Origin of the sequence: Streptomyces sp. NPDC059169 (assembly GCF_042755225.1) — a bacterium.
Classification (GTDB): domain Bacteria; phylum Actinomycetota; class Actinomycetes; order Streptomycetales; family Streptomycetaceae; genus Streptomyces.
This window is the reverse complement of record NZ_JBHZCF010000009.1, coordinates 92,578-116,377: the sequence shown is the minus strand read 5'-3', so window position 1 is coordinate 116,377 and position 23,800 is coordinate 92,578. Positions and strand designations below refer to the sequence as shown.

At 71.6% G+C, this 23,800-nt stretch carries 18 protein-coding genes; 11 read left to right on the top strand and 7 right to left on the bottom strand.

Annotated elements, in window-relative coordinates; genetic code table 11:
* Positions 1-106 precede the first annotated feature (106 nt).
* Genes ACFXOM_RS18580 through ACFXOM_RS18570 form a run of 3 tightly spaced genes read left to right on the top strand, consistent with a single transcriptional unit; the run spans position 107 to position 1,452 of the window.
* Positions 107-844 (top strand): SDR family NAD(P)-dependent oxidoreductase, encoded by a 738-nt coding sequence (locus ACFXOM_RS18580; protein ID WP_384946207.1) that lies wholly within the window; start codon positions 107-109, stop codon positions 842-844.
* The gene (locus ACFXOM_RS18575) at positions 844-1,236 is read left to right on the top strand and encodes a nuclear transport factor 2 family protein (protein WP_384932224.1); all 393 of its coding nucleotides are present in this window, start codon (positions 844-846) and stop codon (positions 1,234-1,236) included. The genes ACFXOM_RS18580 and ACFXOM_RS18575 overlap by 1 nt, the downstream gene beginning before the upstream one ends.
* Positions 1,237-1,242: 6 nt before the next feature.
* On the top strand, positions 1,243-1,452 hold the full coding sequence (locus ACFXOM_RS18570; protein ID WP_384932221.1) for a 4-oxalocrotonate tautomerase family protein: 210 nt from the start codon (positions 1,243-1,245) through the stop codon (positions 1,450-1,452).
* Positions 1,453-1,880: 428 nt separating this feature from the next.
* Here ACFXOM_RS18570 and ACFXOM_RS18565 read toward each other — a convergent pair whose 3' ends face one another.
* Entirely contained in the window at positions 1,881-2,651 is a 771-nt protein-coding gene (locus ACFXOM_RS18565) for a TetR/AcrR family transcriptional regulator (protein WP_384932218.1), read from the bottom strand.
* Between the two features lie 91 nt (positions 2,652-2,742).
* On the opposite strand from ACFXOM_RS18565, the gene ACFXOM_RS18560 reads away from it, so the two are divergent.
* The 7 genes from ACFXOM_RS18560 (at position 2,743) to ACFXOM_RS18530 (ending at position 15,714) form a co-directional block, all read left to right on the top strand.
* Positions 2,743-3,759 (top strand): amidohydrolase family protein, encoded by a 1,017-nt coding sequence (locus ACFXOM_RS18560; protein WP_384932215.1) that lies wholly within the window; start codon positions 2,743-2,745, stop codon positions 3,757-3,759.
* Between the two features lie 311 nt (positions 3,760-4,070).
* A complete protein-coding gene (locus tag ACFXOM_RS18555) occupies positions 4,071-5,681 on the top strand; it encodes a TIGR02677 family protein (RefSeq protein ID WP_384932212.1) in 1,611 nt (536 codons plus the stop codon).
* On the top strand, positions 5,678-6,907 hold the full coding sequence (locus ACFXOM_RS18550; protein ID WP_385038482.1) for a TIGR02678 family protein: 1,230 nt from the start codon (positions 5,678-5,680) through the stop codon (positions 6,905-6,907). The genes ACFXOM_RS18555 and ACFXOM_RS18550 overlap by 4 nt, the downstream gene beginning before the upstream one ends.
* On the top strand, positions 6,904-11,010 hold the full coding sequence (locus ACFXOM_RS18545; RefSeq protein WP_385038479.1) for a TIGR02680 family protein: 4,107 nt from the start codon (positions 6,904-6,906) through the stop codon (positions 11,008-11,010). Before ACFXOM_RS18550 ends, ACFXOM_RS18545 begins: the two co-directional genes overlap by 4 nt.
* Complete coding sequence (locus ACFXOM_RS18540) at positions 11,007-12,269, top strand: TIGR02679 family protein (RefSeq protein WP_384932204.1); 1,263 nt, start codon at positions 11,007-11,009, stop codon at positions 12,267-12,269. The genes ACFXOM_RS18545 and ACFXOM_RS18540 overlap by 4 nt, the downstream gene beginning before the upstream one ends.
* Before the next feature lie 697 nt (positions 12,270-12,966).
* Positions 12,967-14,271 carry a M48 family metalloprotease gene (locus ACFXOM_RS18535; protein ID WP_385038476.1) on the top strand — a complete coding sequence of 435 codons (1,305 nt, stop codon included), beginning with the start codon at positions 12,967-12,969 and terminating at the stop codon, positions 14,269-14,271.
* Positions 14,272-14,892: 621 nt separating this feature from the next.
* Positions 14,893-15,714, top strand: coding sequence for a hypothetical protein (locus ACFXOM_RS18530; RefSeq protein ID WP_384932198.1), 822 nt, complete (start codon positions 14,893-14,895; stop codon positions 15,712-15,714).
* A 405-nt stretch (positions 15,715-16,119) separates the two neighbouring features.
* Here ACFXOM_RS18530 and metG read toward each other — a convergent pair whose 3' ends face one another.
* Entirely contained in the window at positions 16,120-17,844 is a 1,725-nt protein-coding gene (gene metG / locus ACFXOM_RS18525; protein WP_385038473.1) for a methionine--tRNA ligase, read from the bottom strand.
* Positions 17,845-18,063: 219 nt separating this feature from the next.
* Positions 18,064-18,783 (bottom strand): alpha/beta fold hydrolase, encoded by a 720-nt coding sequence (locus ACFXOM_RS18520; protein ID WP_384932192.1) that lies wholly within the window; start codon positions 18,781-18,783, stop codon positions 18,064-18,066.
* Positions 18,784-19,582: 799 nt separating this feature from the next.
* Between ACFXOM_RS18520 and ACFXOM_RS18515 the strand changes: the two genes are divergently transcribed.
* Complete coding sequence (locus ACFXOM_RS18515) at positions 19,583-20,557, top strand: helix-turn-helix transcriptional regulator (protein WP_384932188.1); 975 nt, start codon at positions 19,583-19,585, stop codon at positions 20,555-20,557.
* An 89-nt stretch (positions 20,558-20,646) separates the two neighbouring features.
* On the opposite strand, the gene ACFXOM_RS18510 is transcribed toward ACFXOM_RS18515, so the two are convergent.
* The 4 genes from ACFXOM_RS18510 to ACFXOM_RS18495 are packed head-to-tail and all read right to left on the bottom strand — an operon-like array spanning position 20,647 to position 23,777.
* Positions 20,647-21,522, bottom strand: coding sequence for a serine hydrolase domain-containing protein (locus ACFXOM_RS18510; RefSeq protein ID WP_384932185.1), 876 nt, complete (start codon positions 21,520-21,522; stop codon positions 20,647-20,649).
* Positions 21,519-22,055 (bottom strand): hypothetical protein, encoded by a 537-nt coding sequence (locus ACFXOM_RS18505; protein WP_384932183.1) that lies wholly within the window; start codon positions 22,053-22,055, stop codon positions 21,519-21,521. The genes ACFXOM_RS18510 and ACFXOM_RS18505 overlap by 4 nt, the downstream gene beginning before the upstream one ends.
* 28 nt (positions 22,056-22,083) lie before the next feature.
* The gene (locus ACFXOM_RS18500; RefSeq protein WP_384932180.1) at positions 22,084-23,166 is read right to left on the bottom strand and encodes a hypothetical protein; all 1,083 of its coding nucleotides are present in this window, start codon (positions 23,164-23,166) and stop codon (positions 22,084-22,086) included.
* Positions 23,163-23,777, bottom strand: coding sequence for a DUF5819 family protein (locus ACFXOM_RS18495; RefSeq protein WP_384932177.1), 615 nt, complete (start codon positions 23,775-23,777; stop codon positions 23,163-23,165). Before ACFXOM_RS18495 ends, ACFXOM_RS18500 begins: the two co-directional genes overlap by 4 nt.
* Positions 23,778-23,800 lie beyond the last annotated feature (23 nt).

Sequence of the window (23,800 nt, the reverse complement as noted above, 5' to 3'; positions counted from 1 at the left end):
CAGGCTTCAAATTTCGACGTGGTGTTATCGATCTGCCGCTTCTAGGTTCGACGTGTCGGGATGAACGACAGCGACTATGGATGACAGCGAATCAGGAGTGGTTGGCGTGTTGACGAACACCACCGCGGTGGTCACCGGGGCATCGAGCGGAATCGGGCTGGGGATCGCCCGGGCCTTGCTGGCCCAGGGTGCCAGTGTCGTGATCAACGGCCGGGACGAGGGTCGCCTCGAGAAGGCCGCCGCGCAGCTCGGACACGGCGATCGGGTCGCACGGGTAGCGGGCAGCATCGGGGACGCGGCGACGGGTGAGGGACTGGTACGGGCTGCCGTGGAGCGGTTCGGGGGCGTGGACGTCCTCGTGAACAACGCGGGCACCTTCGCCCCGAAGCCGTTCACCGATGTGACGGAGGAAGAACTGGACGGGTACCTGACGGGCAACCTCAAGGGGACCTACCTGACCACCCAAGCCGTGGTGCGCCGGATGCGGGAGCAGGGGCGCGGCGGAAGCATCGTCAACATCGGCACGGTCTTGGTCGACCACGCCATCGCCGGCTTCCCCGCGTCGGCCCCGGTGACCAGCAAGGGCGGGGTGCACACGCTCACCACGAGCCTTGCCGCCGAACTCGCGGCGGACGGGATCCGCGTCAATCTGGTGGCGCCCGGGGTGATCCGGACCCCGCTGCACGAAGGCGTGGACGTGGACGCCTTCGGCGGGCTCGCGCTGCTGAACCGTGTGGGCGACACCTCCGAGGTCGCGGACGCGGTCGTGTACCTCGCGGGCGCCGGGTTCGTCACCGGACACGCCCTGCGCGTGGACGGCGGTCATGTGACGGGGCGCTCCTGATGAGTGCCCGGCGAGACGTGGAGAACGTGCTCGGGCTGTTGTTCGACGGCCTCCACCACGGGGACACGGACGTGCTCGGTCGCGTCTTCCACCCCGGTGGCGTCTACGTCACCGGGACAGAGGGCGGGGGCGAGGGCGAGCTTCTGCGGCTGACCATGGACGAGTACTTCCGGGTGGTCAGCCGCCGCGAACCACCGGTCGAACGGGGTGAGGCGCGTCGTGACCGCATCGTGTCGGTCGAATTCGCCGGGCCGGTGACGGCGCTGGCGCGGGTGGAGAGCTCGATGGGAGGGAAGCGTTACTGGGACTTCCTGACGCTGGTGCGGGCCGAGGGGCGGTGGCAGATCGTCTCGAAGGTCTTCCACTTCGAAACGGTCGAGGGGGAGGACTGAGTTGCCATGCCGTACGTGAACGTGAGGATCACGCGAGAGGGTGCCACTGCCGGGCAGAAGGCCGAGATCATCGCGGGCGTGACCGATCTGCTGGTGAGGGTGCTCGACAAGAGCCCGGCCACGACGTTCGTGGTCATCGACGAGGTCGAGCTGGAGGACTGGGGCATCGGCGGGCTGCCGGCCGCGGACTACCGCAGGCGGCAGCCGGGGAGTTGAGGGCGCCGGAAGCGGCGGGAGTGGCTGCTCGGTGGGTCCCGTCCGGTCGGCGTCGCGACCGGTCGGGACCGGTCGCGACCGCCCGGGTGGTTTGTGGGGGAGCGACGACGAAGGCCGTGTGGCGCGGTGAGCACGGGAGCCACTCGGCCTGGTGGCGTGCGACGTGCCGGTGACGGCACCGTGGGATCGTTCGTCTGCTCGGGCAGGCCGGTCGGTGCTTCGTTGGTCACGGATGCCCGGCCAACTCGGCAGTTTCCCGAACAGAGTTCCTCGACCCGGCCGCCGGTCACGGCCGCGCGCCTCCGACTGCACGATCAGCGAACCCAGTGACACCCCCGCCGCCACGGTGGGAGGACGCCGCCCCAGGTGTGCCCCCGATCGGCGTTCCGGCGGCCCGGCGCTTCCCTGCGTGGCAGGCTGGGCTCGCCTTACGGGGCCTCATCGCCGGCGCGTGTCGGGCGTACTCGATCACCGGTGGCAAGGCGGTTCAGCCACTCCTTCAGGAGGTGCTGCTCCGCGCTGCTGAGGGTGGTCTGTTCGGGCAGTGCGGCGTGCAACGCGCGGGCGGCACCTGCCGGGCCCGCGTCCTGCACGACGGGTTTCTCGTGGGTGACGGCGGTGACCATGGATTCGCGCATGACGGTCAGGAGAGCCGGGTTGCGCTGGGCCTCGGGCAGGGACAGCCAGGTGAGCACCGCCCCGCGGCCCGTGGCGTGGATGACCTGGGCTGCGAGCTCCTCGTCGACGCGGAGCCAGCCGCCGGCGGCCAGGCGCCGGACACGGCTCATGAGGATCTCCAGGCCGGCCTTGAAGGCGGGCGAGGTCGCCCTCGCGGGTTCGCTGTACATCAGCGTGTACAGCGCGGGATTGGCGAGGCCGAATTCGACCGCGACGTCCCAGCCGTCTCTCAGGTCCTCGATGAGGTCCCGCGGGTCGGGGTCGATGTGCTTGGTGGCGAGGAACGCGGTGAAGCCGTGCTCGGCCACCGCGTCGAGCAGTCCGTCCTTGTCGCCGAACAGTCGGTAGAGGGCCGGTGGCTGCAGTCCCGCTGCTTCGGCGACGGCGCGGGTGGTGACTGCCTCGCGGCCCCCGCGGTTCAGCAGGTCGATGGCGGCCTCGACGACCCGCTGCCGGGTCTGTTGGCGGTCGACGGTCGCAGCGTCGGTGGCGCTGCTCCCGCTCTTTGCGTGTGACGGCATGTATCGATGATACCGCAATGTCGATTCCATCGTTAATATCAATGGTACGGTGTTGATGTTTCCATTGGTATCGAACTTTGAGGGGTGTTGTATGTCCGACCGACTGCGGATCGTTGCACTGGAAGAGCACGTCGCGGTGCCCGTGATCATGGATGCGTGGTCGCGGGCCGGGGCGCCGGAGCTTCCGAACCTGGGGTTCGGCGACAGCCCCGTCGCCCGGCGGCTGCGCGACACCGCGGAGACGCGGCTCGCGCACATGGACGACCAGGGAATAGACGTGGCGGTGCTGTCGATCTCGGCGCCGGGGGTGCAGAATCTGCCCGACTCGGACGCGGTCGCCGTGGCCCGCGACACCAACGACCAGCTCGCGGAGATCGTGGCCGGCAATCCCGACCGGTTCCAGGCGTTCGCGGCGATTCCGACGCAGTGGCCCGCGGCCGCGGCCGCGGAGTTGGAGCGGGCCGTCACCGAGCTGGGCTTCCCCGGCGCCATGCTCTACGGGCGCACCGGATCCAAACTCGCCGACGACCCCGGGTACGACGAGTTGTACGCCGCGGCGGAGCGACTGCGGGTCCCCCTCCACTTCCACCCTCAGATGCCCGTGCAGGCGGTGGTGGACGCCTACTACTCGAACATCGGCCCCATCGGGACCGCCCTGGCGGGGCCTGCGATCGGCTGGTACTACGACCTGGGTGTGCAGTACCTGCGGATGATCTTCTCCGGCGTGTTCGACCGGTTCCCCGACCTCCAGGTGATCGCCGGCCACTGGGGCGAGGTCGTGCTCTTCTACCTCGACCACACCGGGTTCTTCGCCGACGCCGGCGGCCTGGCCCGCCCGCTCGCCGACTACTTCACGCGGAATTTCTGGGTCGCCGGTAGCGGCACCGTCAGTCCCCGCTACCTCCGCTGGACGGCCGAAGTAGTGGGAACCGAACGGATGCTGTACTCGACCGACTACCCCTTCACCTACGGGTTCCGCCCTGCCGGATTCCCCTTCGTGGACACCAGTGCCGGCGTCGCCCGGTCCTTCCTGGAGGATGCCCCCTTCACCGACGAGCAGAAGGCCGACATCGCGCACCGCAACTGGGAACGCCTCACGGCCCGCTGAGCGTCCGGCGGTACGGCAGCCGGCTCGCCGCCCGGCTGGGGCCGCCGGGTTGACGGTTCGCCCGGGACTTCCGCGTCCTGCTCCTGCGCGGTCGTGACGGACCAACGGGTCGGCAGCTCGGAGGCGTGGTCGGCCGGCGGTTCCCTGGTGCCGTAGACGACCACGCTCCAAGCCGTCTCCGTCCGGAGGGTTCACGGTCCCCGTCTATCCAGGTCGCGCGTGGCTTGTTCGGCACGCCTACGCGCGCTGACTCCCAAGGATGCGACCGGGATTGCCGCCGTAGCGGCCCCATAGGGAAGAATGTCGGGGCGATGACGTCACGCCCTGCAGAACCGGACCGCGTCGGCCCCGCCGAGGCCGCCGCCTCCGCGGAGCCCTCCACGGAGATCTCGTACGCCCCCTTCGCCCACCTCGCGGCACCCAACGCCGCCCTCTACCGCCAGGTGATGCGCGTGTTCCTGGCGGCCAAGGAGCGGTTCGCGGTTCATCTGCGGCCCGAGGACGTGCACGCCGCACTTCCGCCGGAGCACCGCCGCGTCGGCCCGGAGGGGGCCGCCAAGGCGCTGCACAGCCTCGTCGGCTGGGGAAATCTCCGAGCGGATCCGGACACCTCCCGGGTCACCGCGGTCGAGGACTTCTACCGCAGACGCTTCATCTACCAGCTCACCCAGGCCGGCGAGGCCACCGAGCAGGCGCTGTCCGTGTACGACGAGGCACTGGGGCGGCGTGGAGCACTCCAGGCAGTGGCGCTGCACGACATCGTCACGCACCTGCGGGCGCTGCTCGTGCTCGCCGTGGAAGAGGAACCGGACGCGGCCAAGGCCCACCTGGCGCTGTCCGCGCTGACCAGCCGGTTCGAGGCGCTGGCCGAGAACGCGCGGGCGTTCATGGGGTCGCTGCAACGCACCATCGATCTGCACGGCGTCGAGGTGGAGGTCTTCCTCGCGTACAAGGACCGACTGATCCAGTACCTGGAACGGTTCATCCAGGACCTGATCACTCTCGGTGGACGGATCGCCCTGCTCATCGGGGAGCTGGAGGATCAGGGCCGGGTGGGCGTGCTGCTGCGGCTGGCAGCCGCGCGGGAGGCCGCCGATGCCGCTCCGGACGAGGCCGATACGGCCGGGGTGCAGGCGTACGAGCGGTGGGCGGGGCGCTGGGCCGGGCTGGCCGCCTGGTTCGTGTCGGCGGACGGCCGTGAGTCCCAGGCCCGCCTGCTGCGTGGACGCGCACTCGGGGCGATTCCCCAACTCCTCTCGGTTGTCAGACAGTTGAATGAGCGGCGGGCGGGTCGTTCGGACCGGTCCGCGGACTTCCGCACCCTGGCCCGCTGGTTCGCCGAAGCCCCTGACGACGAGGCCCGGCACCGGCTCTGGCGCGCCGCCTTCGGCCTCTACCCCGCCCGTCACCTCACGGTCGACGCCGACACCCTCGCCGAACGCACGGTGCGCCCGGTGGCCCCCTCCACCCGCTGGGCCGAGGCCCAACCGCTGCGGATCAGCCCGCAGTTGCGGCGTACCGGGAGCTATGAGCGGCGCGGCAAGCCCCGCAGGGTGCAGGACCGGTCGGAGCAGCGGCGGCTGTTGGCCGAGCTCGCCGCGAAACAGGCCGAGGAGATCGCGGCCGCCCGCGCCCGGGTGGCGACGGACGGCAGCACCCGCCTGTCCGCACTGGGCGAGCTGGACCCGGTCGCCTTCGGCCTGTTCCTCCGGCTGCTCGGCGACGCCCTGGCCACCTGGCGGCCCGGCACCACCACGACGGTGGCGACCAGTAACGACGGCACGATGGAAATCCGCCTCACCGCCCTCGACGACGGGACGACGGCCGAGGTTCGCACGCCGGGCGGAGTGTTCCGGGGGCCCGATCACACGGTGGAGATGACCGACCTCACGCAGGGCACCCCCGAGCGGGAGGCGCGATGACCACATCCCTGGGCGAGGTGCTGGACAGTCGGCGCACCGCCGAGTTCCACAAGGCCGCCCGTGCCCTGCTGAAGGAGCCCCTGCTGCTCGCCCGCGGCCCGAGCGCCGACGCCTACCGCCTGGTGCGCCGGTACGCAGCCGAGCTGCGCGAGTGGTTCGACCGCAACACCGGATGGTCCCTGCGGGTGGATGCGGAGTCCGCCCGGTTGCGCAAGACACCCGGCGCCCCGGCCGACACCACCCACCCGGCGCGCGAGGCGTCCCGCGCCGGCATGCCGTTCACCCGCCGCCGCTACGTGCTGCTGTGCCTGGCGTTGGCCGCGCTGGAACGCGGGGAGGCCCAGATCGCGCTCGGCCGCCTTGCCGAACAGGTGGTGCTGGACGCCACCGATCCGCAACTCATCGCCTCCGGAGTCGAGTTCACCCTGGAACGGCGGGAGGAGCGCCTGGACCTCGCCGCCGTCGTACGTCTTCTGCTGCGGTACGGGGTACTGCGCCGGGTAGCCGGGGACGAGGACGCCTACGTCAGCGGGGCGGGAGACGTGCTGTACGACGTGGAGCGCCGCGTCCTGGCCGGGCTGCTGGCCGCCCGCCACGGCCCGTCGCTGATCGTCGCGGACGGCTTCGAGGAGCGGCTGGACGCACTCACCGCGGAGAGCGCACTGGACAGCGACGAGCTGCGCTTCCGCGCGATCCGCCAGAAGCTCACCCGCCGACTCCTCGACGACCCGGTGTTGTACTACGACGAGCTGACCGACGAGGAGCTGGTCTACCTCACCCGCCAGCGCGCCTTCCTCACCGCACGCGTCGGCGAACTGACCGGCCTGGTGCCCGAAGTGCGGGCCGAGGGCATCGCGATGGTCGACCCCCATGACGACCTCACCGACGTGCGCATGCCCGAACAGGGCACCCGCGGCCACGTCACCCTGCTGCTCGCCGAGCACCTCGCCGCCGCGGGCGGCGAGGTCGGCCGGGGCGAACTGGAGCACCGCGTAAGGGAACTGGTCGCCGTCCACGGTGCGTTCTGGTCCAAGAGCGCCAAGCAGCCAGGTACGGAGGGGGAACTGGTCGAACAGGCCCTGGCCAAACTGACCGCGCTCGCCCTCGTGCGACGCACGCCCGGCGGCGTGACCGCACTACCCGCGCTCGCCCGGTACGCGGTCGGCGGGCCCGTCGTCGTGGAAACCGCGGTCCGCACCTCCCAGCGAAAGGCACAGCAACCGTGACGGCCCTGCCCCACCCCGTGCCCGGCCGGTGGCGGCCGCTGCGCATCGGCCTGGTCGACCTCTTCTACTACGACACCGAGGAGTTCTGGTTCCGCGACGGTCGCCTGTTGCTGCGCGGCAACAACGGCACCGGCAAGTCCAAGGTGCTCGCCCTCACGCTCCCGTTCCTGCTGGACGGCGACCTGTCACCGCGCCGGGTTGAGCCGGACGCCGATCCCGGCAAGCGCATGGAGTGGAACCTGCTGCTCGGCGGGGACCACCCGCACCCCGAACGGCTCGGCTACACCTGGATCGAATTCGGCCACGTCGAGGAGAGCACCGGGCGCGCCCACTTCCGTACCCTCGCCTGCGGGCTCAAGGCGGTGGCGGGCCGCGGCATCGCCCGACACTGGTACGCGGTGACCGACCAGCGCATCGGTCAGGACCTGAGCCTCCTCGACGCGACCGGGACCGCCCTGTCGCGGGACCGTCTCGCGGAGGCGGTCGCCGGGCACGGCATGGTGTACGACACGGCCAAGACGTACCGCCGCGCGGTCGACGAGGCGCTGTTCGGCCTCGGTGAGCGACGCTACGCGGCCCTGGTCGACCTGCTCATCCAGCTGCGCCAGCCGCAACTGTCGAAACGGCCCAACGAGGCCGCCCTGTCCCGCGCGCTGACCGAGGCGCTGCCGCCGATGGACCACGCCGTGATCGCCGACGTGGCCGACGCGTTCCGCTCGCTCGACGAGGAGAAGGAAGAACTGCGGGCGGCGAGCGAGGCCGAGCGGGCCGCCACCGCCTTCCTGGGCCACTACCGGCGCTACGCACGCGTCGCCGCCCGCCGCCGCGCCCGGTTGCCGCGCAGCGAACACGCCCGCTACGAGCAGCTGCACCGCGACCTGACCCAGGCCCGGGCCGAGCGGGAACAGGCGGAAACGGACCGGGAGGCTGCGGCCGGGCGGATCGCGGAGCTGGAGGAGACCGCCACACGGCTGAAGGCGCAGCAGGCCGCGCTGCGCGAGGGCCCCGAGATGCGCAGTGCCCGGGAGCTGGAGCAGGCGGCGACCGAGGCGCGCCGCACCGCCGAGGAGCTGGAGCGCGCCGAGGCCGACCGCCAGGACGCGGTCCAGGTGCACAACCGGGCCCTCGGGCGCCTTGCCTCGTCCGAGCGGCGCCTCGCCGCAGCCGAGGGGCGTGCCCGGGACACGGCCACCCGTGCCGGGGACACGGCAGCGGCGGCGCGCCTCGACGGTGGTCCCCGGACCGAGGGCGCTCCGGAGGCCGAACTCCGCAGTGCCGCAGCGGAGTCGGTGGCCCGTAGGCGTCGCACCATCGAGCACGTGGAGGAGCTGGCCGACCGCGCCGACCGGGCCGCCGCCGAGCGGCGCGCCGCCGCGCGCCGGTTGGACGAGGCCGAGGCCGAGGCCGGCCACACCGCACAGCGACAGGCAGAGGCGGAGGAAGCCGCCGAGGAGACGGGAACGGACCTCGTCGCCCGCGTGCGGGCCCACCTGGACGCCTGCGAGGAACTCGCCGTTCCCGATCCCACCGGGCTGCTCGACGCCCTCCAGGACTGGGCGACCCACTGCCAAGGCCCTTACCCCGCACGGGAGGAAGCCGGTCGGGCTCATCGCGCGCGAGCTGCACAACTCGCCGACCGGGCAGCCGCCTTCGGGCAGGAACTGGCCGGCCTTGAGGCCCGGCGGACCGAGGTCGAGCGGGAGCTGGTCGAGCTGGAGGCGGGCGGTCAACGCAGGCCGGCGGCGCCCCACACCCGTACCCCCGGCCTACGCGAGCAGATGCCGGGCGCGCCGCTGTGGCGGCTCGTCGACTTCCACGACCACGTCGCGCCGGGTGAAAGGGCCGGCCTGGAAGCCGCGTTGGAGGCGTCCGGCCTCCTGGACGCATGGGTGTGCCCGGACGGCACGGCCCTGCGCGCGGACGGGCACGAGGTCCTGCTGTCGCCCGCCGGCCCACTGACCGGCAGCACGCTCGCCGACGTGCTCTGCCCGGCCGCTGGCCGCGGCGCCCCCCAGGCGGCGGTGGGCGAGCAGGCCGTCGTCCGTCTTCTCGCCAGTGTGGGCCTCGGCTCCGGCGGCGACACCTGGGTGAGCGTCGACGGTCGCTTCCGCGTCGGTGCGCTGACCGGCAGTTGGTCGAAGCCGACCGCCGAGTACGTGGGTGAGGGCGCCCGTGAGGAGACCCGCCGGTCCCGGATCGCCGCCCTGCACGGCGAACGGGCCTCCTACATCGAGGACATGGCTCGCCTCGACGCCGAACACGCCGCGGTCGCCGAGCAACGCAGCACCCTGGACGCCGAACTGGCCGGCATCCCCGACGACGCCGGCCTGCGCCACGCGCACGCCCTCGCCGCCGCGGCCTCGGACGCGGCTCACCGGGCCCGGGCCCGCTGTGGAGAACGCGCCGCCGAACTCGCCGAGGTGTCCCGGAAGGAGGCCGGGGCCGCCACCGAACTCGCCGACACCGCTGCCGCGGTGAACCTGCCCGCGGGCCGGGCGGAGCTGGCCCTCGTCCGCCAGGCCCTGGCCGATCACACCGCCGTCCTGGCCGGCCTGTGGCCCGTGCTGCGCGAGCGCGCCGACGCCGAACGCGCCCGGGCCGACGAGCACGCGGAAGCCGGACGGAGCGGGGAGCGGGCGGCGGAACTGGCGATGCGTGCCGAAGCGGCGGCTCGACGCGCGGCAGCCGCCGACGAACGCCACGCCACCCTGCGGTCCACCGTCGGCGCCGCCGTGGCCGAGCTGGATCGGCGCCTCGCCGACACCGCCGACGCGCTCGCCGCGTGCGACCGCGGGGAGCGTCGGGCCCGTGAGGAGCACACGGCCGCCGACCGGCGCGCCCATCTGGCGCTCGGGCACATCGAGCGCCTGGACGTGGACGTCCGCGAGGCCACCGCGACCCGTGCCGAGGCCATCGCCGCACTCCAGCGCTTCACGGCCACTGGACTGTTGGCCGTTGCCCTGCCCGAGACGGCCGTACCGCCCGCGGACACCGGAGCCTGGGCCGTCACCCCCGCCGTCGCCCTCGCCCGCGCGATCGAGAGCGACCTGTCCGGCGCCGACGACTCCGACGGCGCCTGGGAGCGCGTGCAGAAGCGGCTCAGCGAGGAGTACAAGAAACTCCAGGACGCGCTCTCCCGAGGCGGCCACAGCGCATCGGCCCGGATGACCGAGCACGGCATGGTCGTTGAGATCGCCTACCGGGGCCGTACCCGGGCCGTACCCGACCTCGCCGAGGCCCTCGCCGCGGAAGTCGCCGAGCTGACCCGCATCCTGTCCGCGCATGAGCGGGAGATCCTCGAAACCCACCTGCTCACCGAGGTCGCCGGCACCCTCCAGGAGCTGATCGGGGCCGCCGAGCGCCAAGTACAGGCCATGAACGCCGAACTGCGGGAGCGGCCCACCTCCACCGGCATGAGACTACGGCTCGTCTGGCGCCCCTCGCGCAAGGCGCCGGCCGGTCTCGCGCAGGCCCGCGACCGGCTGCGCCAATCCGCCGACGCCTGGACGGCCGAGGACCGCGCAGCGGTCGGGGAGTTCCTGCAGGCCGAGATCGCCCGTCGGCAGGCTGACGACACCGCGGGCAGCTGGCTGGAGTTGCTCACCGCGGCCCTCGACTACCGCGCCTGGCACGAGTTCGGCATCGAACGTCACCAGCACGGCAAGTGGGTTCCCGCCACCGGGCCGGCCTCCGGCGGCGAGCGGGTCCTCGCCGTGAGCGTGCCGTTGTTCGCCGCGGCCTCTTCCCACTACGCCACGGCCGCCCCGCACGCCCCGCGGCTGGTCACCCTGGACGAGGCGTTCGCCGGGGTCGACGACGACTCCCGCGCCAAGTGCCTCGGCTTGCTGCACGCCTTCGACCTGGACGTGGTGATGACGTCCGAACGCGAGTGGGCCTGCTACCCACAGGTCCCCGGCATCGCCATCGCGCAGCTCTCCCGCGTCGACGAGATCCCGGCGGTCCTGGTGACCCGTTGGGAGTGGGACGGCGCCGCACGGGTCAGGAGCAGTGAACCGGACCACCTGACGGCGGCCGTTCCCCCACAGTCCGGCCCGCCGGCCATGCCGGCGGCGGTCGAAACCCAGGGTGCCCTGTGGACATGAGCGAGTACGCCGACACCCACCGGCAACCCGCCGCAACCGTCGACCGCGACCGCCTGGCCCGGCTGCTCGGCGAGCCCGACCTCGCCTGGTTGGTCGACCGCGTACGCCGCCGCATGGCGCGGGACGAACCCCTCACCGGACCGGTGGCCCTGACCGCTCCCACCGCCGCGCAGCGGGCAGCCGCGGAACGGCTGCTGGGCCGCGCGCCGGGTGCCGGACGGGCGCTGAACGTCCGTCTCGATGCCGTGGACGCCGTCCTGCGCCGCTCCGGCGTCAGCCCCGACGGCCTGGGCGCCGCCGTCACCGCCCTCACAGGACCCGTCGCCCGGCTCGCCGACGTACGCGAGCGGGAGGAGCGTGCCTGGCGGGACGCGTACGCTCCGCTCGACGAGTTCATCCGCACCCACAGGCCCGAACTGGCCCACTGGGCCGACCGGTTGCGCGCGGACGGGCTCGTGCGCCGGCTCGCCCGCACCCCCCAGGCGGCGAAGAGCCTGCTGTGCGACACGGCCGAGGCTCTGCGGAGGCTTCCGACCGAGTCCGCCGTGTCCCTGCCCGCCTTCTCGGCCTACGCTTTCGGCGACTCCCACGCCCTCGACGACGGCACCCCTCTCGCCACCCTCGTCCTGTCCGGGGCCCGTGCCCTGACCGGCTTCCCGGACGGCAGCGGCGCGGAGTGGCGCCGCGAGGCGTGGGCCGCGGCCGGGCTCCTCAAGGACGCGCTGTCCTCAACCGTCCTCGCCTCGGGCCTGCGCGGCACCTCCGCTCCGGACTGGGCGGCGGACGCGGGTGAACCAGCCGTCCTCACGCTGCGCCAGCTCACCCGGCACCCGCCGCGCACCGCACCCGCCGTCGTCCACGTGTGCGAGAACCCGGCCGTCCTGGCCACCGCCGCCGACACCTTGGGCGACGCCTGCCCGCCCCTGGTGTGTCTTCAGGGCCAGCCCTCCGCCGCTGCCCTCACCCTGCTGCGCCACCTGCACACCCTCGGAAGCACGCTGCGCTACCACGGCGACTTCGACTGGGGTGGATTGCGCATCGCCTCCGGCCTGCTGCGCCGCGTCCCCTGGCACCCCTGGCGCTACACGGCCGCGGACTACCGCGCCGCGGCCGCCTCCGTCCCCCTGGCCCCGCCCCTGGCCGGCTCGCCGACCACCGCAGGGTGGGACCCGGACCTGTCCGAGGCCCTCATCGAACTCGGCGTGCGCATCGAGGAGGAGACGGTACTCGACGACCTGTTGGCCGACCTCGGCCGGTGAACGGGGGCGACGACACCGTGGCCGGGTGGTGCTTCCCGATCGGTTGGAGCCCGAGGGACCGCACCGCCCCGTACGTCACATCGCACGGGAGATCGTGAGGAGGGAAGCGAGGACCGCCGGTGTCGGGCCGGAACGGGGATGTCCGGACGGGATGCCGTTGTGCCGGCCGGGCTCGGAGCAAGCGGCCCGATCAACGTTCGGGTGCCGGCCGTCCGTGGCCATCGATGGAATGTATTGATGCCCAATCAGAAGAGCTTACAGACAGCCGTGTTGAAGCGCATGCGTCCTCCGGAACAAGTGGACGACGGTGTTTGTGTTGCACAACCATGAGGGGAGCTGCACAGGCCGGACGCGCTGCAGATGCCGGGGCGGACACGGGGGGATGTGGCCCCTGTTTCCTTCCTCTGCATGCGTAGTGCGTCTGAGACCCCCGTACCTGCGGCCGGTCGCACCGACGGCGACGCCGCGGCCCTGAAAGGGAACCTTGGTGAATCACCCGACCGATCCGTATGCGTCGAACGGCGGGCAGGCACAGCCACACCCATCCCCGCCGACGTCCCCGCCGACACAGTCCGATGCCTACGGGCAGCCCCCCGGGGGTACCCCGGCTGCGCCTCCGCCCCCCTTCCCGCCGCAGCAGCCGGGTGTGCCCCCGCAGGTGGCTCCCGGGAACCCCGGCTATGGTCAGCAGCCGGGTGTGTCTCCGGAGGTGGCGTACGGGTACGGTCAGCAGCCGGGTGTGTTCCCGGAGGTGGCGTACGGGTACGGTCAGCAGCCGGGTGTGCCCCCGCAGGTGGCTCCCGGGAACCCCGGCTATGGTCAGCAGTACCCCGGGGTCAATCCGCCCCCTCCTTCCTTCACCCCGCAGCAGCCGGGGGCATCCGTGCAGCAGCCTCCGGCGTACGGTCAACAGCCCACCGTCCCCCCGCAGCAGCCTGCGTTCGCGCCTCAGCCGGGATTCGTGCCCCAGCAGCACCCCGGTCAGCAGTCGCCCCCGCTGCCGCCGCAGCCGGACCTCCTCGGCAGCGGTGTTCCGCCGGCGCCCTTGAGCCAGCCGCCGACGTACCCCCCAGTGGCCGAGCAGGTGCCCGGCGCCCCGACCGCTCCCGGCCGTCATGCTGCCCCCCGGCAGGTGGGCCGGAAGGCAGACACGACGGCGGTCACCACGCTGCTGCTGATGGTGCCGAGCTTCCTCGGCAGCCTCCTGGTGGTCTGGCTGCTCTCCGAGCTGATGCCGACGGGCATCGGCACGGTATTCATCCTGGCGTGGCTGGCGTCCGGCGCACTCGTCTTCTACCGTCCCGCGGAGCGGCTCTACGCGAAGTCCGTGCTCAAGTGGCGTGAGCCCACCGGCGCCGAGCTCGCCGCCCTCCGTCCGCTGTGGGACCGCGTGACGCACAGTGCCGGGATCCCGGCGGGGACGTACGACCTGTGGATCGAGGACTCCGAGGACCTCAACGCCTTCGCCGCCGCCGGCCACATGGTGGGTGTCACCCGCTGGGCTCTGGCGAACCTCCCGAAGGAGAAGCTGACGGCGGTCCTGGCCCACGAGCTCGGCCACCACCTCGGCGGACACGCCTGGGCCGGTCTGCTCGGACTCTGGTACGCCCTGCCGGGCAGGGGCGCCGTGGTCATCGCCAAGACGGTGCTCCGCATCGTCGGGGTCGTCGCGCAGGTACTCCCGCTCCTCGGCTGCCTCGTGGGTCTGGTCTTCGTGGCCTTCGTCGCAGCGGTGGCACTGTCCTTCCCACCGATCCTGGTGGCGCTGGTGACGCCGTACCTCCTGGCGTGGGCGGGACGTGCGTCCGAGCTACGCGCCGACCGGATGGCCGCACAACTCGGCTACGGCCCGGCTCTGCACGCCGTGTTCAGCGAGTGGCAGGCGGCGGGCGCCGACTCCGACCATGCCAAGGGGAAGCTCGTCCACCGCCTCATGGCCTCGCACCCTCCGGTTCACCAGCGGATCCGCGAACTCGAGAGGTTCGCCGCGACGGGAGCGTGACGGCTCCCGATCGGAAGGTCCGTTCATGACCGTCCTCCCGACCGAGGCGCACACCGGCACTGTTGGGCTGAGCCTCGCCGCCAGCCGAAAGGGGACCGTCCCGCCGCTGCCCGGGAGATCGGCGTCGCCGGATCGGTGTGCGGACCGTACGTGGCGACGAGCGCGGCGAACTGCTGTTCCCGCAGCTCGTCCCCGGTGGTCCTACCCGCGGGTTGATCACGGACCTGAGGCCGTGGCACCTCGGTGAGCAGGCAGGAATCGATCGGGTTCACGGTCTGCCGGGGCCCCCGTAGCCGTCGTCTTCGCGTCCGTGTCGCTCGCCTCGCGGGCGGTGTCCCTCCGGGATGGGGCGTGTCCCGTGAGCTGTAGCCGTGCGCAGCGGGAGCCGGAGGGCCGGCGGCCTCCGGCGGCCGGGGCGGTCGCTCGGCGGGCGTGGGTCGGCGCGCATGCCGCCCGTTGGGGCCTCGCCGGAGGTCGCATGCAGCCAACAGGCGTGCAACGGAACGTGGTTGGGGGCCGTGCACCGTCGTTGACCGATGGCGTGTCATGTGCCGGCGCGCAGCGCGTGGCGCCACAGAGGCTCAGCGGACGGGCCGCCCTCTTGCCGGCCCGAGCACCGGCGTGTCCGTCGTGCTCGGTGTGGGGCCCGTCGTCGGCGAGACGCTGACGCTGGCGGTGGGGGTCTCGGAGGGGAGCGCCGTCGGCGAGACCGACGGGCTGGGGCGGCCCGTGGATGGGGCGACCGTCGGTCCGGACGACGCGGCCGCCGTCGGGGGCGGTGTGCTCGCGTCCGCCGAAGGACTCGCGGAGGACGGCGCTCCACCGGCGGTGGCCGGTGAACGGGGAGCCCGGGGCGTCACGCCGCCGGGATCCCGGACGCTGCTCCTCCCCGGGTGGGTGTCGGGACGTCCCGGTGATGGCGACGCACTCGGGGGAGTGGTGGTCCGGTGCCCCGGTTCGTCGGGGGTCGCCCGCTCCGGGGTCGGTGCAGCCTGCGGGAGGCCGATGGACTTCTGGGGCAGCAGTGCCGCGGTGCCCAGGCCACCGAGCACGGCGAAGGCGGCCGCAGCCAGAGTCCGGCCCCCGTACTTCTTCAGGCGCGGCGCGCCGTGCCGGGCCGAGGAGACCTCCGTCGGAGGGGATGCGGCCAGGGAGACGCCGGCGGGTTCGTGGACCGGCCCGTCACCGAGGCGGACTTCCGGCACCGCCGTGGCCGCCGGCGACGGCGGTGGCTGCGGGTGCGGCGCCGAGACCACCGACGACACGGGCTCATGGGCCGCCGTGCCGAACGAAGGCGCCGGCGACGGTGGCCCCGGAGCCGTCGTGCCGACCGCCGACGTTGCCTCGGTGGCCGGGACGCCCGGGGCCATCTGGGTGTCGTACGCCCCGCACTCGGGGCACGTCACGGCCCCGTTGAGGGGACGCCGGCAAGGAGAGCAGTAGTCCATGGGGCCGCTCAGCGGGTGGGACGCGGGCGGGGACCGTGGTCGGCAGGCCGCCCCCGGCGGCGGTCTGCCGCCAGGGGACCGTGCTCGGTGTCTGTCGGAAGCATCCGTGGCATGTGCGAACCTCGCTCACTGACCCGACTTGCACGGGTCACCGGTTACCGGGGTCAACGGGCCGTGGAACAAGGGCGTTCAAACCTGGACGGAAACGTGGCGTACACAACTCTTCGCGGAACGGCGCGCGGTTCGCCGATGCGTGTGCTGTCTGGTGTTCCCGTCCGGCCGGCGACCTGGTCGGGACGAGCGGACGAGGCGCGGCGTGGGTACGCAGCACCGCACCAGGGCCGCAACGGCGCTCGTCCGGTGCCGGGCGGCGGACCTGCCCGACCCCGACGGGACGCGCTCAGTGGTCTTCCGCGCCCCCGAAGCGTGCGCGGTAGGACTCCAGGTCCTCCTCCGTGACCTTCGTGAACAGCACGGCAGGGACGGTGAACGCCGTACCGGCGGGCACGCCGTCGAGGAGCTCCGCCCGGCCGGCGGTCACCCATGTCGCCGTGTCCCCCTCCAACGAGAAGGCGCCGCGCATCACGGCGGACGCCGTCGGGATGAACGGCTCGGAGACCACCCCGTACACGTGGATCAGGTTCAACGCGGTGCGCAGGGTCAGTGCCGCGGCATCCGCGTCGGTCCTGACCTCCAGCCAGGGGGCCTTCTCCTCCAGATAGGCGTTGCCCGCCGACCACAGGGCGCGCAGAGCGGACGCGGCCTTGCGGAACTGGAGGGCCTCCAGCTGGTCCTCGTACTCCGCCAGCAGGTGAGAGACCTCCACGCCGAGCCTCTCCTCCGCCGCTCCGGGGGTACCACCCGGCGGGACGGCATCACCGAAGCGCTTACGGGAGAAGGACAGGACCCGGTTGACGAAGTTGCCGAGGGTGTCGGCCAGGTCCTTGTTGACCGTGGCGGTGAAGTGCTCCCAGGTGAACGAGGAGTCGTCGGACTCGGGGGCGTTGGCGATCAGGAAATAGCGCCAGTAGTCGGCGGGCAGGATCTCCAGGGCCGGGCCCGTGAACACACCGCGCTTCTGGGACGTGGAGAACTTGCCGCCGTAATACGTCAGCCAGTTGAAGCCCTTGACGACGTCGACCTTCTTCCACGGCTCACGCACCCCGAGCTCGGTGGCCGGGAACATCACCGTGTGGAACGGGACGTTGTCCTTCCCCATGAACTGGGTGTATCGGACGGTGTCGTCGGCCCCGTACCACCACGACTTCCAGTCGCGCCTCTCGCCGTCCGCGGCCGCGTCCGCCCACTCCTTCGTCGCACCGATGTACTCGATCGGGGCGTCGAACCAGACGTAGAAGACCTTGCCCTCGGCCGCGAGCTCCGGCCAGGTGTCGGCGGGGACCGGAACACCCCAGTCCAGATCGCGCGTGATCGCGCGGTCTTGCAGGCCCTCGGTCAGCCACTTGCGGGCGATCGCCGACGACAGGTGGGGCCACTCGCCACCGACCGCGTCGATCCACGCCTCGACCTCGGGCTGCAGCGTGGACTGCAGCAGGAAGAGATGCTTGGTCTCGCGGACCTCGATCTCCGTGGAGCCGCTGATCGCGGAGCGCGGATCGATCAGGTCGGTCGGGTCGAGCACCCGGGTGCAGTTCTCGCACTGGTCACCGCGGGCCTTGTCGTGACCGCAGTGCGGACAGGTGCCCTCCACATAACGGTCCGGGAGGAAACGGCCGTCGACCGGTGAGTACACCTGGCGGACGGCACGCTCCTCGATGAAGCCGTTCTCGGCGAGCTTGAGCGCGAAGTGCTGGGTGATCTCCACGTTCTGCCGCGAGGAACTACGCCCGAAGTAGTCGAAGGACAGCTCGAAGCCGTCGTACACGGCCTTCTGCGCGTCATGCGCCTGCGCGCAGAACTCGGCGACGGAGAGCCCGGCTTCCTTGGCGGCCAGCTCGGCCGGGGTGCCGTGCTCGTCGGTGGCGCAGATGTAGAGCACGTCGTGACCGCGCTGGCGGAGGTACCGGGAGTACACGTCCGCCGGGAGCATCGACCCGACCATGTTGCCCAGGTGCTTGATCCCGTTGATGTAGGGAAGCGCGCTGGTGATCAGGTGTCGGGCCATCCCCGGATGCTCCGTTCGTCGGTACGGCGCCCGCGGTGCTGCCGCGCGAGGCACGAGGTCGGACTGCCGCGGCGGTGTTCACCCGGGTCGCGAGGCCGTGCCGTGCGCGGCGACCGCGACGGGTGGGCCGCGTCGTGCACGGTGACGGAAGGACCGGGCCGCGGCTGTCGCAGCGTAGCGAACGGGGGCCCGTCGGTACTCGCGGTTTTCCGGTGCCGCTCAGGACGGGACGAGTCCCCGGAGGAGGAGTGCCGTCGCGTGCGGCGCCTCCAGCATCATGTCGTGACCGGACGCGACGGTGCGGATGTCCCACCCCCCTGAGACCGCTGCGTCCAGGGACCGGTCAAGGCTGGGCAGCAGCGGATCCGTGTGGCGCACGTAGACCTTGCGCAGTGCGTCGAGGCGAGCCGGGTCGAAGTGCACGGGGTCGGTCTGGCAGCGGAACGGGAAGTCGGTGAGCCGTGGGCCGGCCCATGAGCGCAACCCCTCGTCGTGGACGCCCCATCGGGCGAGGAAGGACGCGTCGGCGGGCAGGTACCAGCCGCTGCCATCCCGCTCGACCTGCTCGCGGTAGCGCTGCGCCGCCTCGGGCGGTTCGACGTCCAGGAGGCATTCGCCCGGTCGCACCACGAAGCCCCCGAGGAAGACCACCGTCGCCAGCCTCCCGGCGGCCCGTTCCGCGACCGGTCCCGCCAGGATGCCGGCGTAGCTGTGCAGGACCAGGTGGACGTCGGTGAGGTCCTCGTACCAGAGGAGGTCCGTCAGGTCGTCGACGTGGGTGTCCACCCCGACCTCGGGGGTCAGTCGGCGCTTGTGCTCGGCCTGCCCGGTGAGGCTCGGTGTGAACACCCGGTGGCCCTGCTCCGTCAGCAGGTCACGGACGTGCCGCCAGCACCATCCGCCGTGCATGGCCCCGTGGACCAGAACGTATGTAGCCATCACCGGCCGCCGCGAAGTCGCCGTGGATCAGGGTCTGCTGCCCGAGGATAGCCAGGGCGTCCGGCTTTTCCTGCGAGGACGTCCCCTCATAGGTCCGTACGGCCGAAAGGGCCACTCGTGCCGGCCCGAGGGCTACGTGCGCCCGAGCACGGCGAGAGGACCCGAAGAGCCGTTCCCGCCCGCGAGGTCATGCCGGGGGCCGTCCGCAAATGGCCTTCCGCACAACGCGACTGACGGTTCTGAAGGCTTCGTCGCCCGATGGGACCGACACCGGGCATTCCGTGATCATCGTCACTTGGTGAGCGTTTGTTGGCCTGTGAAGAGGCGGATACTATTTAGCCGCCGGTGCAACTCGAGGATTCCATTCCGTACGTGAGGGCGCGACCGCAGGGGTGACCGGGAAGTGTGAATCGACTCGACTTCACACTTTCTCCGCACGCTCCACAAAGAGATCACAATAATTCGCGGGGGTTTTGTGTGTACAGGGGGATTCTGCCGCTTGGGTATCCGACGTCTTCGTCGTGAATCAGGGGGTACGTGATCCCTCCCTGCCGGGTCACCTGCGCGGCGTCCGTCGTCGAACAGGTTCGTCCTCCGTGACGCCCGGAGCTCGGCCCCCGTCGAGGGGGCTCTTTCAGTAGCGCCCAGACGCTTTTGCGGCTGTATTCCGATGCGCTACTCACACCGGAATGAATGTCGTCGACCGCGCCGTCAGATCCGTGCTGCCGAACACCCGCCCGACCATCGGGAGTGCGGCAGACTTTCGTGTCGACATGGGGGAACATTGTTCAAAGTTGACATGTCCGTCCTCGGGCTCTCCGAGAACGAGAGTGAGGTCTATCAACACCTGCTACGCCATCCTGGAATTCGCGACATCACTGACGGCCTCTGCCTGGACATTCCCAGCACCCAAGTGGAAAGGGCAGTGGCGCGTCTGTGCGCGCTGGGGATCCTGAAGGAGAGCGAGGAGGGCGCGCTGTACGCGCTCGAGCCGGAATCCGCCATCGACCGCCTGGCGGACCTACGGCTCCAGGAGCTCCATCAGGAGTTCCAGGGCATCACGCACTCCCGCCGCCTGGTCGGCGAGCTGCGCGCCGACCGGGCAGATCCGTTGGGGCCGGCCAGGTGCCTCCAGGGCGTAGAACGGCTGTGGGACGCGGCGGACGTGCGTGACCGGATGGACGACCTCGCGTTCTTCTGCCGCCGGGAGATCCTTTCGGTGGAACCGTGCACCGCGCTCACCTTGGAGAACATCGCCCACGCCGCTCCCCTCGACCGCCGGCTGCTTCGCCGTGGGGTGCGCATCCGCAGCGTGGTGCCCAAGGCAGTGCTGCGCGATCCCCAGACACTGGTGTATCTGCGCGATCTGGCTCGACAGGGTGCCGAGGTCCGCGTTGCCGAGGGCTTCGGGGACCGCGTACTGGTTTACGACAGCGGTGTGGTGCTGGTGCCGGCCGGTGACGCGTCACGGGGTGCCCTGGTCATGCAGGACAGCGCTCTGGTCACTCCGGTCCGCTCCCTGCTGGAGAGCATCTGGGAGGCTGCCGAAAAGCTGCCCGACGACGACCGGTCCGCGGCGACGAGCGGCCCGAGCGAGATCGAGCGGCGCGTGCTGGCCCTGATGTGCCAGGTCACCAAGGACGAGTCCGGGGCGCGCACGTTGGGGGTGTCGGTGCGGACCTACCGGCGCCACATAGCGGATCTGCTGAGCGCCCTCGGCGCCTCCAACCGGGCGCACGCCGCACTGATCGCACGCGAACGGGGCTGGATTTGAGCCCGGGGCCGGCCGGGCCATGCCCGGCCGGCCCGTGCGATCCGCCCGCCGGGGCGGACCCACCACGAACCTCGGCGCCACGGGTGCCGCTAATCCTGTACCCCGTCCTGCCCCCGGCGTCCTCGGGCCAGCAGGTCGATGCCGAGGTGGTCCGTCGTCGCCGGCTTCCCGCCCAGACGGTGCACCACCACCCAGTCGCCGGTGTCGTCGAACGCCCCGGCGAACACCGAGGCGTCGCGCGTGGCGCCGTTGTGCCACCGGAGCCGGTCGGCGGTCTGCCAGGCGGCGGCCGGGTCGCCCAGCTTGCGGTCCACCAGCAGGCCCGTGACCAGTTCGGCCAGCGCACGGGGCGTGGCCCACATACCGCCCGCGGGCAGGATCGCACCGCTCGCGGTCCAGGCCGACCGCTCACCGCCGAAACGCCCCCGGGCGCACAGCCGGGCGCCGGCGGGCGGCGACTGCACCACCTCGGCGGCCACCCCCAGGGGATGCAGCACGTGCTCGCTCACCAGCTCCGCGTACGGCTGCCCGGCCGCCTTCTCGAGTGCCGCCCCGAGCACCGCGTAACCGAAGTTGGAGTACTGCTGCTGCTTTCCGGCGGGACGTTCGGCGATCGCGTCGAGCCGGCGGACGATGCTCCGCAACCGGTCCGGGGTGAAGTCCGCGTAAGGATCTTTCCGGGGCCCGTACCGCCCGGGGGGCAGCCGCGGCAACCCCGACGTGTGTTCCATCAAGTGGTTCAGGGTGATGCCGGTTTCGGGGGCTTCGGGCAACCACCGCCGCACCGGGTCGTCGATCGCCACGAGCCCGACCCGGGCCATGCGTACCAACGCGGTGCCCGTGAGCACCTTCGTCAGCGAGCCCATCTCGACGAACCGCGCAGCGTCGTGGCCGTGCTCCGCCCGTGGTGCGTGCCCCCTGCGGAGCACGCACTGGGGTACGGGACGGCGGGTGAACAGGCTCACCCGGCTGCCCACTGCTCAAGCAGCGCTTCGCGGGCGGCAGGCTTGGGAGTGTCGGGGTGGTCCGCACTGCCCCACCAGTGGACGAGGTCGGAGGGGAGTAGGTCCCCCGCGGTGATGCGGTCCAACACGGCGTGGGAGAGCCGCACTTCGCGTTCGGTGTAGGCGGGAGAGGCGGAGGAGACCTCACATGCGCACTCCTGGCCGTCCTGCCGCAGGGACACCGTCATCCGAGGAGCCGCCTCCGGGCCGCCGAAGCCCAGCATCGTGGCCGCCACACTGACGGCGGTGCTCAGGCTGCGCCGCAGCGCCGGTCCGGAGGGCACCCCCAGCACGGTCACGCGGTCCACCTCTTGCCAGCTCCATGCACGGTCACACCGGCCGGCTTCCTCGGCGGACGATCCTGACTGCGGCGAGGCCCCGAGGGAACCCACCGTCGCGACGCCGTGGTCCGTCAGCAGCATGCCCGTCCCGAACTCGTCGGCCGGTGCCCCCAGCCAGCAGCCGTCGTCATCGATCCAGAAGAGCCCGACCATGGCCCCGTGGCCGTCCGGACGCGGACGCTCAGGCTGTCCGGATGGGGGAAGGGTCGGCCTGTTCACTGACACTGATCGAACCTGTCCTCTCGATGTCGCCCTCACTCGCCACGATACCTGCCGAACCAGGGGTCCCGACCGCCCCAACGGGGCTTTCACGCCGCGCTCGTTGGGCGTCCATGAGGGCGCGCAACCGGTTCCAGGCCCGGCGCGCCACCCGCACTCCGTCATCGAGGCCGCGGCTGAGGAAGACCAGGTCGCAGGCCACCATGGTCAGCGCGAAGCTCGTCAGCCCCATGAGCAGCGCGATGGACACGTGCAGGCCGATCGACCCCACCGCCGCCCACGGCCGCAGCCGCGGGACCAGCACCCCGAGCGGGAAGTACACCATGAACAGCGTGGCGGCGTAGGTGCCGCCGACGACCAGCAGGTCGTTCTCGTACAACAGCCGGGAGATCCCGGGCCACTCGAACTCCGGGATGCGCAGCACGTAGAAGAGTGCCGTTCCGTCCTGCCACATCCGCCCCTGCACCTTGTACAGGCCACTGACGATGTACACCAGGCAGATCTGGGCACCGATGGCGGCCACTCCCAGGTTGTGCAGCGCGGGGGCGACCGCACGCAGTGTGCCCGGCATCCGCGCGACCCACCGGCGCACCACCCCGAACGACAGGGCGAACCGGTCGTAGCAGTTGGTCAGCAGGAGCATCGGAAGCACCAGGTAGGCGAGGTTGTCCCCACCGTCCAGGATCAGTGGCTGACGCTGGAACACCGACCACAGCAGCACCCAGTGCGCGGCGAGCACGAGCCGGCCCCCCAGCCCGAGGGTGACCGCGAGCGCGGCGAGCATGCCGAGGTGGAAGACCATCTCGAACCAGCCGCCCGAGGTGCTCAGGGACAGCAGGCTGAACGTCCCGTTGTCGCGCAGCCCTTCGGTGAAGCTCTGCCAGGGGTACACCCCGTCCGGTCCGAACAGGTAGCCGCGGTCGCCGTACTGACTCGCGTAGAACATGAAGCCGACGAACCCCAGCAGTGCGCGTGTGCCGCACACTCCGGTGACGGCGACCGGGGACGCGCTCAGCCGGTCCAGCGACGCCCAGAGCTTCTTCACCGCAGATCACTCACCTCTCGCCAGCCCAGATCCTCGGTGTGCACCGGTTCCTTCGCCTTGGCTGCGGGGTCGTTGCGTTTCGACCAGGGCCGCAGCTCGTGGATGTAGACCCGCACCTGGATGCGCTTCGGCTGCCCGTCGCAGACATCGGGCATCTGCGTGAGCGAGTAGCGCGACAGGAGGCGAATCGTGTCCTCGCGCGAACGTTCTTCATAGGGGAGCGGCGGCAGTACGGGCTTCTTCTGCTCCAGTTCCTGCTGGCGCACGCGGTTCAGCACCGGGTCGGAATTCTGGAGCGACTGCAGTCCCGTGGAAACGAGCCGGGACATCCTGGAGGGGAAGAATCGATCGTTCTGCGTGCGCTTGATATAGGGGTTGGTCACGTCGTAGAAGCCGGTGGACCGGCCGTCGGCACAGGACGCCTGGGCGAGAATTCCACGGTCGTCCGCGAGGGGGTCGGGGGCGAAGAGTTGCCAGTCCTGCGAGAGATAGGGGCTGAGGACTTCGTTGACCGTGTCGGAGTACCGCAGTTTCGCCGGACTCAGGGGGGCCTGGGAAAAGGCAGCCAGGAAGAAGTAGACGCCCAGGAGGGCAGTGCCGAAAAGCAGCACTGCCCTCCTGGCTACGAGGTGAC

Coding starts and splice junctions, on each gene's coding strand:
- ACFXOM_RS18575 (WP_384932224.1), top strand. CDS start 844: ATGAGTGCCCGGCGAGACGTGGAGAACGTGCTCGGGCTGTTGTTCGAC.
- ACFXOM_RS18570 (WP_384932221.1), top strand. CDS start 1,243: ATGCCGTACGTGAACGTGAGGATCACGCGAGAGGGTGCCACTGCCGGG.
- ACFXOM_RS18565 (WP_384932218.1), bottom strand. CDS start 2,651: ATGCCGTCACACGCAAAGAGCGGGAGCAGCGCCACCGACGCTGCGACC.
- ACFXOM_RS18560 (WP_384932215.1), top strand. CDS start 2,743: ATGTCCGACCGACTGCGGATCGTTGCACTGGAAGAGCACGTCGCGGTG.
- ACFXOM_RS18555 (WP_384932212.1), top strand. CDS start 4,071: ATGACGTCACGCCCTGCAGAACCGGACCGCGTCGGCCCCGCCGAGGCC.
- ACFXOM_RS18550 (WP_385038482.1), top strand. CDS start 5,678: ATGACCACATCCCTGGGCGAGGTGCTGGACAGTCGGCGCACCGCCGAG.
- ACFXOM_RS18540 (WP_384932204.1), top strand. CDS start 11,007: ATGAGCGAGTACGCCGACACCCACCGGCAACCCGCCGCAACCGTCGAC.
- metG (WP_385038473.1), bottom strand. CDS start 17,844: ATGGCCCGACACCTGATCACCAGCGCGCTTCCCTACATCAACGGGATC.
- ACFXOM_RS18520 (WP_384932192.1), bottom strand. CDS start 18,783: ATGGCTACATACGTTCTGGTCCACGGGGCCATGCACGGCGGATGGTGC.
- ACFXOM_RS18515 (WP_384932188.1), top strand. CDS start 19,583: ATGTCCGTCCTCGGGCTCTCCGAGAACGAGAGTGAGGTCTATCAACAC.
- ACFXOM_RS18505 (WP_384932183.1), bottom strand. CDS start 22,055: ATGGTCGGGCTCTTCTGGATCGATGACGACGGCTGCTGGCTGGGGGCA.